General features: G+C 38.0%; 16 protein-coding genes. 2 read left to right on the top strand and 14 right to left on the bottom strand.

Features of this window, described 5'->3' with window-relative positions; all coding sequences use genetic code 11:
* Positions 1-7: 7 nt before the first annotated feature.
* The 5 genes from CVS95_RS07385 to lpxB all read right to left on the bottom strand — a co-directional run bounded on the left by CVS95_RS07385 (position 8) and on the right by lpxB (position 5,702).
* A complete protein-coding gene (locus CVS95_RS07385) occupies positions 8-2,362 on the bottom strand; it encodes a chemotaxis protein CheW (protein ID WP_107696131.1) in 2,355 nt (784 codons plus the stop codon).
* Positions 2,363-2,370: 8 nt separating this feature from the next.
* Positions 2,371-3,324, bottom strand: a complete 954-nt coding sequence (locus CVS95_RS07380) for a chemotaxis protein (protein WP_021091802.1) — start codon at positions 3,322-3,324, stop codon at positions 2,371-2,373.
* Complete coding sequence (locus tag CVS95_RS07375) at positions 3,324-4,115, bottom strand: UDP-2,3-diacylglucosamine diphosphatase (protein WP_107696130.1); 792 nt, start codon at positions 4,113-4,115, stop codon at positions 3,324-3,326. The genes CVS95_RS07380 and CVS95_RS07375 overlap by 1 nt, the downstream gene beginning before the upstream one ends.
* A gap of 63 nt (positions 4,116-4,178) precedes the next feature.
* Positions 4,179-4,664 (bottom strand): transcription elongation factor GreA, encoded by a 486-nt coding sequence (gene greA, locus CVS95_RS07370; RefSeq protein WP_072594430.1) that lies wholly within the window; start codon positions 4,662-4,664, stop codon positions 4,179-4,181.
* A gap of 3 nt (positions 4,665-4,667) precedes the next feature.
* The gene (lpxB, locus tag CVS95_RS07365) at positions 4,668-5,702 is read right to left on the bottom strand and encodes a lipid-A-disaccharide synthase (protein ID WP_107696129.1); all 1,035 of its coding nucleotides are present in this window, start codon (positions 5,700-5,702) and stop codon (positions 4,668-4,670) included.
* 102 nt (positions 5,703-5,804) lie between these two features.
* Here lpxB and surE point away from each other — a divergent pair, with 102 nt between their 5' ends.
* Positions 5,805-6,581 (top strand): 5'/3'-nucleotidase SurE, encoded by a 777-nt coding sequence (gene surE, locus CVS95_RS07360; protein WP_107696128.1) that lies wholly within the window; start codon positions 5,805-5,807, stop codon positions 6,579-6,581.
* Positions 6,571-7,221, top strand: a complete 651-nt coding sequence (locus CVS95_RS07355) for a ThiF family adenylyltransferase (protein ID WP_107696127.1) — start codon at positions 6,571-6,573, stop codon at positions 7,219-7,221. The genes surE and CVS95_RS07355 overlap by 11 nt, the downstream gene beginning before the upstream one ends.
* A 757-nt stretch (positions 7,222-7,978) precedes the next feature.
* Here the strand turns inward: CVS95_RS07355 and CVS95_RS07350 are convergent.
* From CVS95_RS07350 to CVS95_RS07310, 9 genes are all read right to left on the bottom strand, one after another.
* Positions 7,979-9,493 (bottom strand): 2-isopropylmalate synthase, encoded by a 1,515-nt coding sequence (locus tag CVS95_RS07350; RefSeq protein WP_107696126.1) that lies wholly within the window; start codon positions 9,491-9,493, stop codon positions 7,979-7,981.
* A gap of 144 nt (positions 9,494-9,637) precedes the next feature.
* On the bottom strand, positions 9,638-10,369 hold the full coding sequence (gene pssA, locus CVS95_RS07345) for a CDP-diacylglycerol--serine O-phosphatidyltransferase (protein WP_072594435.1): 732 nt from the start codon (positions 10,367-10,369) through the stop codon (positions 9,638-9,640).
* The gene (locus tag CVS95_RS07340; RefSeq protein ID WP_103624653.1) at positions 10,362-10,988 is read right to left on the bottom strand and encodes a phosphatidylserine decarboxylase; all 627 of its coding nucleotides are present in this window, start codon (positions 10,986-10,988) and stop codon (positions 10,362-10,364) included. Before CVS95_RS07340 ends, pssA begins: the two co-directional genes overlap by 8 nt.
* A 2-nt stretch (positions 10,989-10,990) precedes the next feature.
* Positions 10,991-12,916, bottom strand: coding sequence for an ATP-dependent zinc metalloprotease FtsH (gene ftsH, locus CVS95_RS07335; RefSeq protein WP_021091790.1), 1,926 nt, complete (start codon positions 12,914-12,916; stop codon positions 10,991-10,993).
* A complete protein-coding gene (locus CVS95_RS07330; RefSeq protein WP_103648339.1) occupies positions 12,909-13,742 on the bottom strand; it encodes a 50S ribosomal protein L11 methyltransferase in 834 nt (277 codons plus the stop codon). Before CVS95_RS07330 ends, ftsH begins: the two co-directional genes overlap by 8 nt.
* A complete protein-coding gene (locus CVS95_RS07325; protein ID WP_002939933.1) occupies positions 13,742-14,107 on the bottom strand; it encodes a chemotaxis response regulator CheY in 366 nt (121 codons plus the stop codon). Before CVS95_RS07325 ends, CVS95_RS07330 begins: the two co-directional genes overlap by 1 nt.
* 63 nt (positions 14,108-14,170) lie before the next feature.
* Entirely contained in the window at positions 14,171-14,881 is a 711-nt protein-coding gene (hisA, locus tag CVS95_RS07320; RefSeq protein WP_087577559.1) for a 1-(5-phosphoribosyl)-5-[(5-phosphoribosylamino)methylideneamino]imidazole-4-carboxamide isomerase, read from the bottom strand.
* Positions 14,881-15,492 (bottom strand): imidazole glycerol phosphate synthase subunit HisH, encoded by a 612-nt coding sequence (gene hisH / locus CVS95_RS07315; RefSeq protein ID WP_103648340.1) that lies wholly within the window; start codon positions 15,490-15,492, stop codon positions 14,881-14,883. The genes hisA and hisH overlap by 1 nt, the downstream gene beginning before the upstream one ends.
* A complete protein-coding gene (locus tag CVS95_RS07310; protein WP_103560684.1) occupies positions 15,489-16,385 on the bottom strand; it encodes a PDC sensor domain-containing protein in 897 nt (298 codons plus the stop codon). Before CVS95_RS07310 ends, hisH begins: the two co-directional genes overlap by 4 nt.
* Between the last annotated feature and the right edge of the window lies 1 nt (position 16,386).

Below are 16,386 nucleotides of genomic sequence, written 5' to 3'. Positions count from 1 at the left end.
CTTACCCCTAAGCTAATTTTATATTCTTTCTAACAACATTTTCTAAGTACTCGGCTGAATATGGTTTTGTAATATACTCAGTCATTCCAACTTCTACGCCACGCAATCTATCTGTTTTTGAAGTCCTTGATGTAACAGCAATAAGTGGTAAATTTCTGTACTTAGAGTATTTTCTAATTTCGCCAGCTAGTGTATATCCATCCATTCTTGGCATCTCAATATCTATCAAAATCGCATCAAAAGAGTGCTCTCCGGATTTTACGATATTTAATGCCTCAACACCGTTTGTGGCTTCTATTATCGTTACCCCAGTTGGTTCAAGCGCTTTTTGCATGATAGTTCTATCCATTTTTGAGTCATCAACTATCAAGACTTTATAATCGCTTGGTTTTTCCTTTGCTTTTGTGCTATCTTCTATTTCGGCTCTAATATCTACCTTAATATCTTTTGCCATCTCCATCATAGCACCAACATCGATAATCAATGTCACACGGCCATCACCTCTAATAGTAGCACCAGCAATACCTGGGATATTTTGTAAATAATCACCCATTGATTTAATAACAATCTCTTCTTGCCCAACCAAAGTATCGACAATGATGCCTAGTTTTGCTTCAGCAACACCGATTATTACGACATAGGTTTGCTCTCCACCATCAAAAGCTTTTTCTACACCAAATACGTCAGAAAGTCTAACAAGAGATAAGACTTCATCTCTTAGCCTTAGTACATTTTTGCCATCGATCGTGTAGATATCATCAATCGGCACACGAACAGTTTCAAGAACACTAGCAAGTGGAATAGCGTAAAATTCTTCTTGTGTTCCAACAAGTAGTGACTGAATAATCGCAAGTGTAAGTGGAATTTTAAGCTTCATAACTGTACCTTTTCCAACTTCACTTTCAATATCAATGATACCATTTAGCTTTTCAATATTTGTCTTAACAACGTCCATACCAACACCGCGACCAGATACGTTTGTGACCTTTGCCGCAGTTGAAAAACCTGGTCTAAAGATAAGTCCAAATGCCTCTTTCTCACTCATCGCATCAGCTTCGCGCTCAGTGATGATGCCTTTTTCTATCGATTTAGATTTAAGCATGTCAGCATCTAAACCCTTACCATCATCAACTATCTCAACAACGATGTGATTGCCTTCATTGTAAGCTTTTAGCTGAACAAGGCCTTTCTCTGGCTTACCTGCTGCCTTTCTTGTCTCAGGATCCTCGATGCCGTGATCGCATGAATTTCTGATGATGTGAACTAGTGGATCGCCGATCTCTTCTACGATTGACTTATCAAGCTCAGTCTCCTCACCTGAAATTTCAAGATCGATTTGCTTACCAAGATCGCGGCTAAGATCGCGTATCATACGTGGGAATTTATTAAAGACTTTTGCTATTGGAAGCATTCTTGTCTTCATAACCGCAAGCTGAATATCAGTCGTAACTAGACTTAGGCTTGAAACCACCTGGTTTAGCTCTTCAAGGAATTTCTCACCCTCATATCTCTCTTCCACGTCATCATAAATTTTTAATAAGCGGTTTTTACCAAGAACAAGCTCACCAATTAGGTTCATTAAGTGGTCAAGTCTTTTTACCTCAACACGTATAGTTTGTTCCTGAGCCACTGCACCACTACTTGCCGCTGGGACCTTCTTATCTCCGTCTTTTTCTTTGCTCTCTGCTTTTGCAGCTGGAGCTGAAGTACTACTTGCAGCCGGGGCTATCTCACTAGGAGATTTTGGAGCTATACCTTTTGAAGCACGCCTTGCTTGGTCTTCTGCTTTTCTAACCTTTAAGAGTCTTTCTATCTCTGCTTCAACTTCTGAATCACTTAGCTTTGAAAGCTCAGCATCACTTATCTCTGGTGCTTCTTCGGCAGGCGCGGCTGGCTCTGGCTCTTTTACTGGTTCTGGTGTTGGCTCAGCTACTGGCGTGGCAGGAGCTTCAGGAGCTGCTGCTGGGGCCTCACCTTCAGAAATTTGAGTAAGTCTTGCGCAAATATTTTTAATATCAATACCAGCAGCTGTATCATTTCCATGATCTCTAATACTGCTTAACAAACCTTTCATCATATCAACTGACTCAAGAACTACGTCCATGATGTCTGGAGTGATCTTTAGTTCGCCTTTTCTAGCTTTATTTAAAACATCCTCCATATGGTGAGTAAGCTCTGTTAAAACATCAAAATTTAAAAAGCTTGAGCTACCTTTTACTGTGTGAGCAACACGGAAAATTCTATTTAATAATTCCAAATCTTCAGGGTTTGACTCAAGCTCAACAAGGTCGTGATCTATCTGCTCAATAAGTTCGAAAGCTTCTATTAAAAAGTCTTCCATTATTTCTTTCATATCATCCATGTTTCACCTCATTTTGCAGATTTAGAATGTGCTTCAATAACTTTTAGCACTTCTTGATAAAATATGCTCGCATCAAATTTTGTAAGATACGCCGCACCACCAGCTTCTTTGCTCTTGATTTCACTAAAATCATTACTCAATGAGGAGTTAAATACTATTGGTACTTCTTTAAATCTTTCATCATTTTTAAGAGTTGAAGCAAAGCGGTAGCCATCCATCTGTGGCATTTCGATATCACTTAAGATAACCCTAAGCTCTCTTGATAAGTTATCTCCGTATCTTTGATAAAGCTCTTCCATTCTCTCCAAGCCCTCAACGCCGTTTTTAGCCTCAACCACGCTAAGTCCCATCTTCTCAAGTGCGTCTTTTACTAGTTTTCTAGCAGTTGAACTATCATCTAAAACTAAAGCAGCACCTTTTAATTTTTGATCGTCTGTTACATCAAATTCGATCTTTGGCGAGTAAATTCCAAGCTCTTCAACAATGCTTTCAAGATCAAGAATAAGCAAAACTTCATCATTTTCTATTCTTGTTACGCCTGTTATTTTGCCTTTGTCTAAAGCGCCAGAACCTGAAGCAAAATTTGCAGGCTCGATATCTTTCCAGCTTATACGCCTGATCCTTTTTGCCTCATGGACGATAAAACCGATCAAAATACCACTAAACTCAGCAATAATAACACGTGGCTTTATAACTACGCCTTCAGTTGGCTCGATAATATTCATCCATCTTGCCAAATTTATGACAGGGATCACCACGCCCCTTAAATCAAAAATTCCCTCGATATACTCAGGAACGCCTGGAAGCTCTGTAAGATTTGGCATCTTAATGATCTCCCGCACCTTTGCGACATTGACTCCGTATATTCCTTCATATACTTTGTTTTCGGTCTTTTTAAAGATACGAAAATCAACAAGTTCCATCTCGTTTGAGTCCGTTTTTAGTACGTTATCTCCAAACATCAATGTCCTTTCAAACTCATTTTGAGCAAATTTAATTTTTGCTGGGCGTATTCTACAACAAAATAACTTTGCTCACATGCAAAACAAGGTAAATTTATATAAAACTTATCGTAAATGTTAAATTGCTCGCCTTGATGATAGTGTCCTTCTATCACAGTGCCGGCCTCATATCCTTGTAAATGCTTGCTCATTAGCTCCTTAAAATTAGGAATTTTATAGTCTAAATTTTTCTTGGTAAGCCTAGCTAGTATCGTTTTTGATATTTTAAAATTTAAAAATTTATCCAAAGTATTCATAAATTTTAAAAACCATTTTACACGTAAAAATCTAAGTGCGTATTTATCTATAAAAGGTAAAAATATATCACCATGTGCGATCTGGACGCGCTCTTCATTGATCGTCTTAAAATTTGCTGGCTGATCGTAAATATCATAAACCCTAACTCTTTTATAACGCAGCATCTCACGCCCATCCCAAATTTCTCTTGTTTTATTAAATAAATTTGAAAGTCTAAAGTCGTGGTTGCCCTCGAAGTAAAAAATTTCTACCTTTTGTGAAATTTTATTTATAAGGCTTAAGTGCTCGGCGTAAAATTCTCTTGTATATTCGCCTTCACCAGTTAAAAAATCAAACATATCGCCAAGCAAGAAAATCTGTGGCGGCTCTTTGATCTCCCCGCTATCAATGGCTCTTAAAAATTTTAAAAAGCCATTTCGGTTTACGTTTTCATGGGCATCTGCTAAAAAGATCGCACCTTCTTTTATAACGGGGGCATATAGATATTCACTCAAATTTTGCCTTAATTAAAAATTAGCAGAGCCAAAAAGCAATTTCTGGCTCTTTGCCTTATCTTTTTAGTCAAATTTTATAGGCTTATAGCAAATTTTTACAATCTCAACGTCGCTTCTACCTTTTGGTAAATTTAGCACCACTTCATCGCCCTCGGCCTTGCCCAAAAGCTGCTTTGCAAGAGGTGAGTTTATCGAGATATAGCCTTTATCAATGTCACTTTCACTAATGCCAACTATCGTATATGTATGCTCTATTTCGGTTTCCTCGTCCATTATCGTCACACTTGAGCCAAACCTAACTCTATCGTGCTCGTAGCTACTTGGATCGATCACTTCTGCGTTTGCTAGAAGCGCGCTAAGCTCAGCGATCCTAGCGTCTATAAAGGCTTGTTTCTCTTTTGCTGCGTGATACTCAGCATTTTCTTTTAGGTCACCGTGACTTCTTGCGATATCTATCTCAGTTACGATTTGAGGGCGTTGCACCAGCCTTAAATCCTTTAACTCAGCTTCTATCTTCTCATATCCATGCATTGTCATTGGTTCACTCATTTTTTACTCCATATTCTTTAAAATTTTTACTACGTTTTTGCTGCTGCCATGCCCTAAATAAGCCCTTAGCTCATCGCAACCTTTTAAAAATTTCTGCCTATCGCAGCTCTCATAAGCTTTAAATAAATTTTCAGCCGTTGAAAACTCTTGGATAAATTCCTCATGAAGTGGCTCTTTGCCCATGAAGTCAAACATTATATTTGCAAGTCCTGCGTGCTTGATCTTTACAAATTTTCTAGCGATGAAAACGTCTATCGCTTTTGCCTTATATGCTAGCACAAACGGCGTACCAATGAGCGCTGCTTCAAGCGTAGCAGTGCCAGAGCAAACAAAGGCAAAGTCACTCTCATACAAAGCTTCAGGCGTGTTTGAGACGATATCAAAATCGCTCACATCGCCATAAATTTCATCCACTTTATCAAGTAAAAATGGCGGCACGACAAGTAGCCTCTTGAGCTCTATCTTTTTAGCAAGCTCCCTATAAACTGGCATCAGTCTTGAAATCTCTGACCTTCTTGATCCCGGCAAAAACGCCACTTTGCCACTACTGCTTAAGCTAGTTTTTTTAAGCTTTATCTCATCCATCAAAGGATGTCCCACGTAGGTCGATCGGCTATAAAATTTCGCATCAAATGGCAAGATCGAAGCTAGGTTGTCACAATACCTCTCAACCACGCTCACTCTTTTTGGCTTCCACGCCCAAACTTGAGGCAAGATGTAGTATGTCACGGCTGCTTTTGTACCAGCCTCTTTTATCGCCTTTGCAAGTGGCAGATTAAAAGCTGGGCTGTCTATTAGTAGCACGGCATCAGCCTCTTTTGCCATCTGGCTCATCACTTTTATCGCCTTTTTTGCTTTGAAAATGAGCGGCAAAACCTCAACAAAGCCCATCGCTGAAAACTCGCTACTTTTCATATATGGTGTGCCAAGCTCTTCGCTAAAAATTCCCATAAGCTCAAATTCACCCTCGAAATTTTTCAAAATTTCTTTTAAATGCAAATTTGCCGATGGCTCAAGAGCGGAGACTAAAATTTTCATTTACACACTTTCATCAGGTCTTTTTTTAGGGGCATTATACGCAAAAATTCTTTAAAATTTTAAGAAAGCTGTGATAAAATTCAAGCCTTTAAAGGATAAAATTTGAAAGAAATTTTGATAACAAATGATGATGGATTTGAAGCGACTGGGCTGCTTGCCTTAAAAGAAGCTTTAAGCGAGCTAGATAGCGTAAATGTCACTATCGTAGCTCCAAGCTCTGAAAAATCAGCCTGCGCTCACTCTTTGACGCTCACAAGGCCACTTAGATTTATAAAACTTGATGATAACTTTTTTAAACTCGATGACGCAACGCCAAGTGATTGCGTCTATCTCGCACTTCACGCACTTTATAACAAAAAACCAGACCTTGTAATAAGCGGTATAAACCACGGAGCAAATTTAGGCGAGGATATCACCTACTCTGGCACGTGTGGAGCGGCGATGGAGGGGGTTTTGCAAGGCATTAGAAGCATCGCTTTTTCACAGTTTTATGCAAACAACTCACTAAATGAACTTGGCTTTGAGCTAGCAAGAGAGGTGGTGAAATTTATCGTACCAAAGGTGCTAGAGGGTGAAATTTCGCTAAATCAAAGAGAATTTCTAAATGTAAATATCCCGGCTGTAACTAGCAAAAATTTTAAAGGCTACTCCATCGTACCAGCTGGCAAACGCACCTATGCTACGCATGCTACGCTTAATCGCAACCCAAGAGGAATTGAGTACTACTGGCTTGGAAACGCAGCACTTGACTACGAGGGTGGCGAGCCAAGTGACATCAGCAAGGTAAATGAGGGCTTTGCCACGATAACGCCCATAAAACTAAATATGACTTCGTATGAAAGTTTGGAGGGCTTAAAAGGGAAATTTGATGCAAAATGATAGATTTACAAGGATAAGATGGCTCTTTGGCGAGGATGGTTTTAGCAAGCTTCAAAGCGCAAAAGTGCTAGTTTGTGGAGCTGGTGGTGTGGGCGGAATGTGCGTGGATGCGCTTGCTAGAAGCGGGGTTGGGCACATCACTTTAATCGATAAAGACATCTTTGATGTGACAAATCAAAACCGCCAAATTTATAGCGAAAACGTTGGCGGCATAAAGGTGGAGGAATTTGCCAAAATTTATCCTTGTATCACGCCTATTCAAGCACTGATCACGCCAGAATTTATTGCTGGATTTGACTTTAGTAAATTTGACGTAGTGATCGATGCGATCGATGATATCACTGCTAAGATCGCCCTTGCAAATGCGGTAGATCCTAGCAAATTTATAGCCTCGATGGGTGGGGCAAAAAGGGTTGATCCAACCAAGATAAAGGTGGCTAGCGTGTGGAAAACCTCGGTCGATCCGCTAGCTAGAAAATATAGATATGAGCTCAAAAAATCAGGCTTTAGCGGTAAATTTGATGTGGTCTTTTCGACAGAAGAGCCGCTTTGCAAGCCACTTGGAAGCTTCATGGGTGTTACTGCTTGCTTTGGACTAAATTTAGCTTCACTGGCTGTTAAAAAGATAGTTGGGCAGTAAGTCAAAAATTTATTCTCCAAGCAAAATTTCAAATTAGAGCTGACATTTTGTGGATATAAATTTAGTAGTCTGCCAAGGCGAGTATGTAATATTTTAAAATTTACAAAATGGTTTGATTAAATTTGCAATTTTTTTATTCAAAAGGGAGGTAAGGGGACTTAATTTTTACTTCTCAGGCTCACAACTGCGTGGCAGACACGAAGTCCATCCCCTTATCCCCCTCCTTTTTTTAAAAAATCCCCCAAACCCTTCGCACTGCATACAGTTAAAAACTCCATTAAATTTTAAAATTTATGAGCGAGCATATCACGGCTCTAAATTTAGTGGCGAATGTTTATGAGCCCTAAAATTAGTAAGTTACTAAGGTGAGTGAGTAAGATTTTAAAATTTGTAAAAATAGATTTTTTAGAAATTAAACGTTTTGTTTTTTGCCAAGGGGGGAAGAGGCTTAAATTACGACGTCGCCCCCTTCCCCTTAACAATCCCCTAACCCCGACAACGTTAGAAGTGGCAAGCAATTGTGCTAACGCACTGTATGCAGTTTATTTTAGAAATGTTTGTTAAATTTCAAATTTAGAGCTGGCATATCTCGCCTCTAAATTTAGTAAGTTGCTAAGGCGAGTGAGTAAGATTTTAAAATTTGCAAAGATAGTAAAAATTCTATTTTTTAAATAAAGGCTTTGAATTTTAAAAATTTATATATTTTTTGGATTAAATTTAAAATAGCCGGCTACAAATTTAGCAGCCAGCTAAAATTTTAGTTTTTATGTATGCGAAGGTAGCTATTTAGTGCGCCAACATAGGCTTTAGCGCTTGCCATCATAGTATCTATGTCAAGTCCATGGCCTATTACAGCCGTTTTGCCCTCAAACTCGACCTTTACATCAACCTTAGCAAGTGCGTCTTTACCTTGGGAAACAGATGCCACTTTATAGTCTTTTAGTGTGCCACTAATGCCGCTAATACGATCAACTACCTTAAATATCGCATCAGCGGTACCATTTCCTAGAGCTGAGTCACTGATGATCTCATCATTGTGTTTTATACTAATTGAAGCACTCGCAAGGCTTCCGCCGCTACTTTGAAGAAGAGCCGTGATCTCATAAGCTTGTGGAATTTTTGTAATCTCTTCAGCCACAAGAGCTCTAATATCATCATCAAATATCTCTTTTTTCTTATCAGCTAGCTCTTTAAATTTTTCAAAAGCCTTATTAAGAGCATCGCTATCAAGGTCAAATCCAAGGCTAGCAAGCTTATCTTTAAACGCATGGCGACCACTATGCTTACCTAAAACAAGAGAATTTTGCTCAAGGCCTATGCTCTCAGCGCTAATTATCTCATAGGTCTCTTTATGCTTTAGCACGCCGTCTTGATGTATACCGCTTTCATGAGCAAATGCATTTTTACCAACGATAGCTTTGTTTGGTTGAGGCTCAATGCCTATAATACTAGCAATCAGTCTTGAAGTTGGATAAATTTCTTTTGAGATAATGTCTGTATAAAGTGGGGCAAAGACGTCTTGGCGGGTTTTGATAGCCATCACGATCTCTTCAAGCGCAGCATTTCCAGCACGCTCACCTATGCCATTTATTGTACCTTCAACCTGCCTTGCACCAGCTTTTATAGCCGCTAACGAGTTTGCCGTAGCCATACCTAAGTCATTGTGATTATGCACAGAGATTATCGCTCTATCGCCTACAAATTTTACTATTTCACTAATGCGAGCAGTTATCTCTTCAGGATATAAATAACCAACTGTATCAGGGATATTTAAAGTTTTTGCACCCGCATTTATGGCAGCATCACAAATTTCTTTTAAAAAGCTCATTTCACTTCTACAAGCGTCCTCGCAGCTAAACTCCACATCATCGCAAAAGGTTTTTGCGTATTTTATAGACTCGACTGCACGTTTTATTACTTCATCTGGGCTCATTTTTAGCTTGTACTCCATATGAATTGGACTTGTCGCTATAAATGTATGAATTCTCTTATTTTTAGCTGGAGCCAATGCCTCGCCAGCTGCCTTGATATCACGTTCAACTGCACGTGCAAGAGAGCAAACCGTGATATTTGAGGCTTGCTTTGCTATTTGGTTTACCGCATCAAAATCCCCTGGGCTTGCTGCTGCAAATCCAGCCTCCATAACATCCACGCCAAGCCTTTCAAGCTGAAGTGCGATCTGTAGTTTTTCGGCTGTATTCATCGATGCACCAGGGCTTTGCTCGCCATCTCTTAAAGTTGTATCAAAGATTATAATTTTATTCTTATCCATTTTTATCCTTTTTTATTTTTATATTTAAATTTTAAATTTGATTAGTTAAGTAAAGAGAAATTTGCTACCTAAGTAGCAGCAGTAGAGAGTTTTTGATTTCGATTTTTGGTAAAAATTTACGTGATTTTATGACGCCATTTTCACTCATTCGCTCTCCTTTTTTTTGGAATTTTTACTAAACATTATAGTGGCCCTTACTATGCCATAAAGCATATAGACGCTCATAACCAAAGTCGCACTTTCAAATGGATATAGATAAAGCATCGAAAATGCAACTACAAGAGCTACTAAAATTCTTATCACATGGGTTTGTTTTAAATTTATTTTTTTAAAGCTCGGATAGCGAATGTTGCTAACCATTAAAGCTGCCAAAGTAGCTTCAAGTAGCATCAAGCACCACTCAAATCCTTCCAAAAAAGTATAGTCAATATAAATACCAACCCAAAGTACGCTCACAATAGCTGCTGATGGAATAGGAAGTCCGATAAAAACATTTGGCTCATATGTGCCAGTAGTGACATTGAAGCGAGCAAGCCTGATAGCTCCAAAAACCACAAACATAGCAGCTATAAGTGCCCCAAATCTACCAAAATTTTTACCAATAGTCAAATAAAATAAAATCGCTGGTGCTACACCAAAAGCAACAAGATCTGCAAGACTATCAAACTCTACTCCAAATTTACTAGTTGTCTTTGTAAGTCTAGCCACACGTCCATCAAGTCCATCTAAAATAAGCGATAAGATTATATAAATAATGGCTTTAAAATAGTTACCTTGAATAGATGAAATAATACTAATAACACCCAGAAAAGCACTAGCTGCTGTAAATAAATTTGGCAAGATATACATTAGTTGCATCTTTTGTATGTTATTCATCTCTTTTTCCCTCTTCAAAATATCCCAAAAGTGAAGCAGCCTTTACGCTTTCTCCGACGCTTACACATATTTTAGTATCTCTTGGTAGGTATAAAATCACCTCACCACTTCCTAAAAAACCAAATTTTCTAGATGCTTTCAGGCTAGTAACATTTGAAATTTCTAAACTTCGACTTAAAGCTCCAGCTATAATTTTCATAACAAATTTTATATTTTCTTTTTCAAAGCGAATAATAGCTCTTTCATTTAAAAATTCTGAAATTTTCATAGCCTGGCATAAGAATAAGCCATGTCTTTTGCGTATTTCAGCTACTTTTACATCACTTACAGCCCTTAATGTACCAACATCAAAAAAAGATTTTTTTATGACGATCTTAGCTACTTCATTATTATCAAAATTTGAAGCACTAATCTCTTTGATCTTGCCATCAATCGGCGATAGTAAAGCCAATTTATCATCAGAAAATGGCTCCCTCTCAGGATCTCTAAAAAAATAAAGTCCCAAAAAAAGTAAAATAGCAAAAAGTAGTGGCAATATCCCAAATAGCAAAGATAAAACAAATAAAATTAGAAAAAATAATATAAATTTATATCCTGCTTTAGCGATATAGCCACTCATTTTTATTCCTCTTTTTTACTCTTTTCGTCTTCTTCGGTCTCTACAAGTCTGCTCTCTAGACTATTTTCGATCTCATAGTTTTTAATGATCTCTCTAACTCTTTTTCCTTCGATTGTTTCTTCTTCATAAAGTGCTGATACCATATTTTCAATAGCACCTTTATAAATTTCAAGCAAACCAAGCACAGCTGTGTATCTTTCATGAAGAAGCGTTTTTACAAACTCATCAACCTTTTCAGCCATCTTATCACTGTAATCTTTGATACTTTGACCGCCATTTAAAAACGTAGCACGTTGTTTTTCAAGCACCATAAGACCAGCAACATCACTCATACCATACATACTAACCATAGCTTTTATGATATCAGTCGCACGCTCTAGGTCGTTGCTAGCTCCGGTTGAAATTTCTTTAATAAATACCTCTTCAGCTGCTCTACCAGCCAAAAGTACATCTACTTCTGCTATCAATTCATGCTTTTGCATCATAAATTTATTCTCTTCAGGCGTGTTTAGAGTATAGCCAAGTGCCGCAAGACCACGTGGCACGACTGAGACTTTTGTTACCCTTTTTGCACCTTTTGTTAGTTCAGCTATCAAGGCATGACCGCACTCATGATAAGTGACGATTCTTTTTTCTTTTGGATTTACGCGGCGAGACTTTTTCTCAAGTCCAGCGATCGATCTCTCGACAGCCTCCACAAGATCAGCCTGCTCGACAAAGGTCTTTGACTTACGCCCTGCAAGAAGTGCTGCCTCATTTATGATATTTTCAAGATCAGCACCTGCTAAACCAGTAGTAAGCCTTGCGATATCTTCGATATTTACATCTTTGCCAATCTTTACATCTTTCATGTGAACTTTTAAAATGTCGCAGCGTCCTTTAAAATCAGGCTTATCAACAAGCACTTGCCTATCAAATCTACCTGGCCTTAAAAGCGCAGCATCTAAAACTTCAGGTCTATTTGTAGCTGCTATAACGATGACTGGCGACTTATCCGCATCAAAGCCGTCCATCTCAGAAAGAAGCTGATTTAGCGTTTGCTCTCGCTCGTCGTTGCCACCCATCGGACCAGAATTTCTACTTTTACCGATCGCATCAATCTCATCTATAAAAACGATCGCTGGAGCCTCTTTTTTAGCATTTTCAAAAAGATCTCTAACTCTGCTTGCGCCAACACCGACAAACATCTCAATAAAGCTTGATGCTGACATAGAGAAAAATGGCACACTTGCCTCGCCTGCAACTGCTCTTGCAAGAAGTGTTTTACCTGTGCCTGGAGGGCCAACTAGCAAAATTCCTTTTGGAATTTTTGCCCCAAGTCTTAGATATTTATCAGGACTTTTTAGATAATCAACTATCTCTTGAACCTCTTCTTTTGCCTCTTCGACACCTGCAACATCATCAAATTTTACTTTTGGCTTTTCAGAATTTATAAGCTTTTTTGCACTTCCTATGCCAAGTATGCCACCGCCAATGTTCTTTTGCATACGACTAGCGATAAACATCCAAATAGCAAAAAATATAAATACCGGGATGATCCATGAAAATATAAGATCACCAAACCAGTTGTTTTCGCTATAAACGCTATAGGTTATGCCATTTTGCTCAAGTATGCCAATGAGCGTTGGATCATTTATGCGTTTTGCAAGATAGATAGTTTTGTCACTGCCTATGCCTTTTATGGTAGTTTCTGAGATAGCAACCTCATTTAGCTGCTTATTTTTTAACATATCTTTAAACTCAGAATAAGCTACCATTTTACTCTGGGCATTACTATTTAGCCCAAAAGAGCCGCCAAGTCCATCTCCACTAAAGCTTCTAAAAGCTAAAACTATAACTATTGCAAAAATGGCAAAAATGAAAATAGGATTTTTATTAAAAAAACCGTTATTGTTACCATTATTTTGGTTATTATTTTGGTTATTCATCTATTTCCTTATAAACAAAGCTACTCCAATCGTTACTTTGTTTTATCTCAATTAGCTCCGAATCCTTAAATGTATCTTTAATCCTATCTTCGTATTTGTTTAAAATTCCTGACAATACCAAGTAGCCGCCTTTTTTAAGCGATTTTTTTAAGTCATTTGAGAGCATAAAAATGACATCAGCGATGATATTTGCTACGACAATGTCATATTTTTGCTCTAAATTCGCGATAGAGCCTGTCCAAATTTTATTAAATTTAACCTCATTCAACTCGGCGTTGCTAAGTGAGCTTTGTGTGGCTTGCTCGTCTGTATCACAAGCATCGACCTTACAGCCAAGCTTTGCTAAGGCTATGCTTAATATCCCGCTTCCACAACCTACATCTAAAGCAGTATTGCCACTTTTTACATATTTTTGTAAAAGTTGCAAACAAGAATTTGTGCTTTCATGGTGCCCTGAGCCAAAGGCTAGAGCTGGGTCGATTATGATATTTGTTACGCCATTAAGTGGCTCTTCCCAGCTAGGTCTAACATAAATTTTATCAACCAAAATAGGCTTAACTGCCTTTTTATATTCACCTAGCCAGTCTTTATTTTCTTTTAAATTAAGAGAAATTTTTAAATCATTTGAAATTTTACGAACACTAGAGAGTCCTTTTGCATACTCTTCAATACCCCAAGCTATATCTTTTAGATCATACTCTTCCCTGATGATGATCTCGTGATCTAGCTCTTCAACACAGGTAACTCCAAAAGAGAAAACTAGCTCTAAAATTTCATCATAAAAATTTGATGTTTTTATGCTTAATTCGTAAAATTTATCTTTCATTAACCAAGAACGTCTTCAAGCTTCTCTTTTAAAACTTGTGGCGTAAAAGGTTTAACGATGTAGTTATTAACACCTGCTTTTAAAGCTGTTATAACTTCGGCTTTTCCGCCCTCTGTTGTTACCATTATGATAGGCATATCAACATACTTCTGCTCTGCTCTTACCTTTTTAACAAGCTCAAGACCGTTCATCTCAGGCATATTCCAGTCAGTAATAAGAACTTCAATACCTTCATTTTGAGTTAAGATATTCCAAGCCTCAAGACCGTGCTCAGCCTCAAGAATTTCTTGATGTCCTAACCTTTGTAAAGTATTTTTTATGATTCTTCTCATTGTTGAACTGTCATCTACAACCAAAATCTTCACATAATATCCTTTTAGTAAAAATTGCCCTATTCTAGCTAATTTAAATTTATAAAAGCTTTAACGCTATCTAAGTAGTTTAAAGGCCTCTTTTAGGTCAAGCAAGCCCTCATAGTAGGCTTTCCCAACTATTACGCCACTAATCTCATTTGTGGCTTTTAGCATCAAAATATCATTTATATCACTCACGCCACCACTTGCTATTGTCTCAAGCTTGCTATTTCTAGCTATTTGTAAGCTAAACTCAACATTGACTCCGCCAAGCATTCCATCCTTGTTAATATCGGTACAAATCACAGCTTCCACGCCAACATCTGCAAATTTTCTTGCAAGATCGACTGCTTTTATATTTGAGATCTCGCCCCAACCTTGCACGGCCACGTAGCCATCTTTTGCGTCAATGCCAACTACAACTCTATAAATTTCAGCCATTTTTGCTGTAAATTCTGGATCTCTAAGAGCAACTGAGCCAAGGATCACTCTGCTAACTCCTAAATCTAAATAGCGTTTTATTCGATCTTCATCTCTTATGCCACCACCCACTTGGACACTTAAATTTGTAGCCTTTGTAATTTTTTCAATTGTTTTAAAATTTATCGTCTCTCCAGCAAATGCACCGTCTAAATCAACCACATGAAGCCATTTTGCGCCATAATCTTCAAATTTCTTAGCAAGTTCACTTGGCTCGTTGCTATAAATTTTTGCACTTTGCATAAGACCTTTGCTAAGTCTAACTGCTTGCCCCTCTTTTAAATCAATCGCTGGAAAAATTTCCATCACAACCTCGCAAAATTCTCTAAAATTTTAAGTCCAGCTTCATGACTTTTTTCTGGATGAGGCTGAAAGCCAAAGACATTTTCATACCAAACCGCACTTGTAAATTCATATCCATAAGTTGTCTTTGCCAGTGCAAATTTATCATCACAAACCACATGATAGCTATGTACAAAATATAAATACTCAAGCCTTTTTAGTCCTAAATTTAATGGGCTATTTTGCTTAAATTCCAAAGCATTCCAACCAATGTGGGGTATCTTTAATGGTTTATCGAAATTAGCTTCATTAAATTTTACGACCTCACCAGGCAAAAGAGAAAGTCCCTTATGCTCACCAAACTCGAAGCTTCGCTCAAATAAAAGCTGCATGCCAAGACAAATACCAATAAATGCTTTGCCGCTTTTTACGGCTTCTCTTACAGCTTCGTCCATGCCGTTATTTTTTAGCTTTGTCATCGCCTCACCAAAAGCTCCAACGCCTGGCAAAACGATGTGAGAGTACTCTTTTAAACTATCAGGCTCACTTACTAAAACGCACTCATGTCCAAGAAATTTAAAAGCATTTATTACGCTTTTGATATTGCCCGCACCATAATCAATAATAGCGATCATCTGTTCTCTTGTCTTTTTACGCTGAAAAGATAAAAGCTAAGTGCCGCCATCAGCATCGCCACACCGCCTATTAGATAGATAGCATTTATAATATTTTCAGGTGCAGTGATAGCAAATTTAAAGACTAGCATAAGCGCCTCGATTGCAAGTGCGATGATAATTGAGCCGATAAATCTCACCATCGTCTTATAAATAACGCTATTTTCCTCGTGATTTTTACCTAACACCTCTTCTTCAAATATCGTCTTAACAAGGTCAAAAATGGCGAGGGCTAGCGTTAAAATGATAGTTGATTCAAAAATTTCTTCGACATTTATATGCTCGATGCTCTTTGAGATAAAGCTCTTTACACCGTGCCAAAACAAAAATGCGCAGATCATAAAAAGCGATGCACAAAAAAGTGTATAAATAGTCTTTAAAAATCTACCAAAATGCTCCTCAACAAAGCCGCTATCAACCATATTTAGGATATTTTCTAGGCTTATGTCGATGCAGGCGATAAATTTAAGCTCATTTTTTTCATTATAGATAGGCACGCTTGCCGTGACGCATAAACCTCCATTTAGGCTTGATGGATATGGATCGCTTAAAACGCATCTTTTCTCACGCACTGCAGTGTAGTAGTAGGCTTTATTTGCGCGGTTTTCGCCCTTTGGAATTTTATACTTCTCATTTAGGCTGATCGAGTCTTCAATCTGCACGCCATTTTCGTCTAAGATATACAATGCGTCAAAATTTTCTATCTCGTGGCTGATCTTATCAAAGCCAGCTTTTATGTTCTCTAAACAAACTCCGGGCAGTCTATTTGGCAAATTTCTACTAAATAAATAACAAATATACGCCCTTGCCTTATATCTCGTGTCACTAAATCTCTTAATATCTTTTATAACCAAA

It is taken from the genome of Campylobacter concisus, from assembly GCF_003048905.1.
In the GTDB taxonomy this organism is placed as follows: Bacteria; Campylobacterota; Campylobacteria; order Campylobacterales; family Campylobacteraceae; genus Campylobacter_A; species Campylobacter_A concisus_V.
Note: the sequence above shows the minus strand (reverse complement) of the source record. Positions and strands in the feature narration are given on the sequence as shown.

What these genes read in the sequence shown, in the direction of transcription:
- CVS95_RS07385 (WP_107696131.1), bottom strand. Translation starts at nt 2,362, where the DNA reads ATGGATGATATGAAAGAAATAATGGAAGACTTTTTAATAGAAGCTTTC.
- CVS95_RS07380 (WP_021091802.1), bottom strand. Translation starts at nt 3,324, where the DNA reads ATGTTTGGAGATAACGTACTAAAAACGGACTCAAACGAGATGGAACTT.
- greA (WP_072594430.1), bottom strand. Translation starts at nt 4,664, where the DNA reads ATGAGTGAACCAATGACAATGCATGGATATGAGAAGATAGAAGCTGAG.
- lpxB (WP_107696129.1), bottom strand. Translation starts at nt 5,702, where the DNA reads ATGAAAATTTTAGTCTCCGCTCTTGAGCCATCGGCAAATTTGCATTTA.
- CVS95_RS07355 (WP_107696127.1), top strand. Translation starts at nt 6,571, where the DNA reads ATGCAAAATGATAGATTTACAAGGATAAGATGGCTCTTTGGCGAGGAT.
- CVS95_RS07350 (WP_107696126.1), bottom strand. Translation starts at nt 9,493, where the DNA reads ATGGATAAGAATAAAATTATAATCTTTGATACAACTTTAAGAGATGGC.
- pssA (WP_072594435.1), bottom strand. Translation starts at nt 10,369, where the DNA reads ATGAATAACATACAAAAGATGCAACTAATGTATATCTTGCCAAATTTA.
- CVS95_RS07340 (WP_103624653.1), bottom strand. Translation starts at nt 10,988, where the DNA reads ATGAGTGGCTATATCGCTAAAGCAGGATATAAATTTATATTATTTTTT.
- ftsH (WP_021091790.1), bottom strand. Translation starts at nt 12,916, where the DNA reads ATGAATAACCAAAATAATAACCAAAATAATGGTAACAATAACGGTTTT.
- CVS95_RS07330 (WP_103648339.1), bottom strand. Translation starts at nt 13,742, where the DNA reads ATGAAAGATAAATTTTACGAATTAAGCATAAAAACATCAAATTTTTAT.
- hisA (WP_087577559.1), bottom strand. Translation starts at nt 14,881, where the DNA reads ATGGAAATTTTTCCAGCGATTGATTTAAAAGAGGGGCAAGCAGTTAGA.
- hisH (WP_103648340.1), bottom strand. Translation starts at nt 15,492, where the DNA reads ATGATCGCTATTATTGATTATGGTGCGGGCAATATCAAAAGCGTAATA.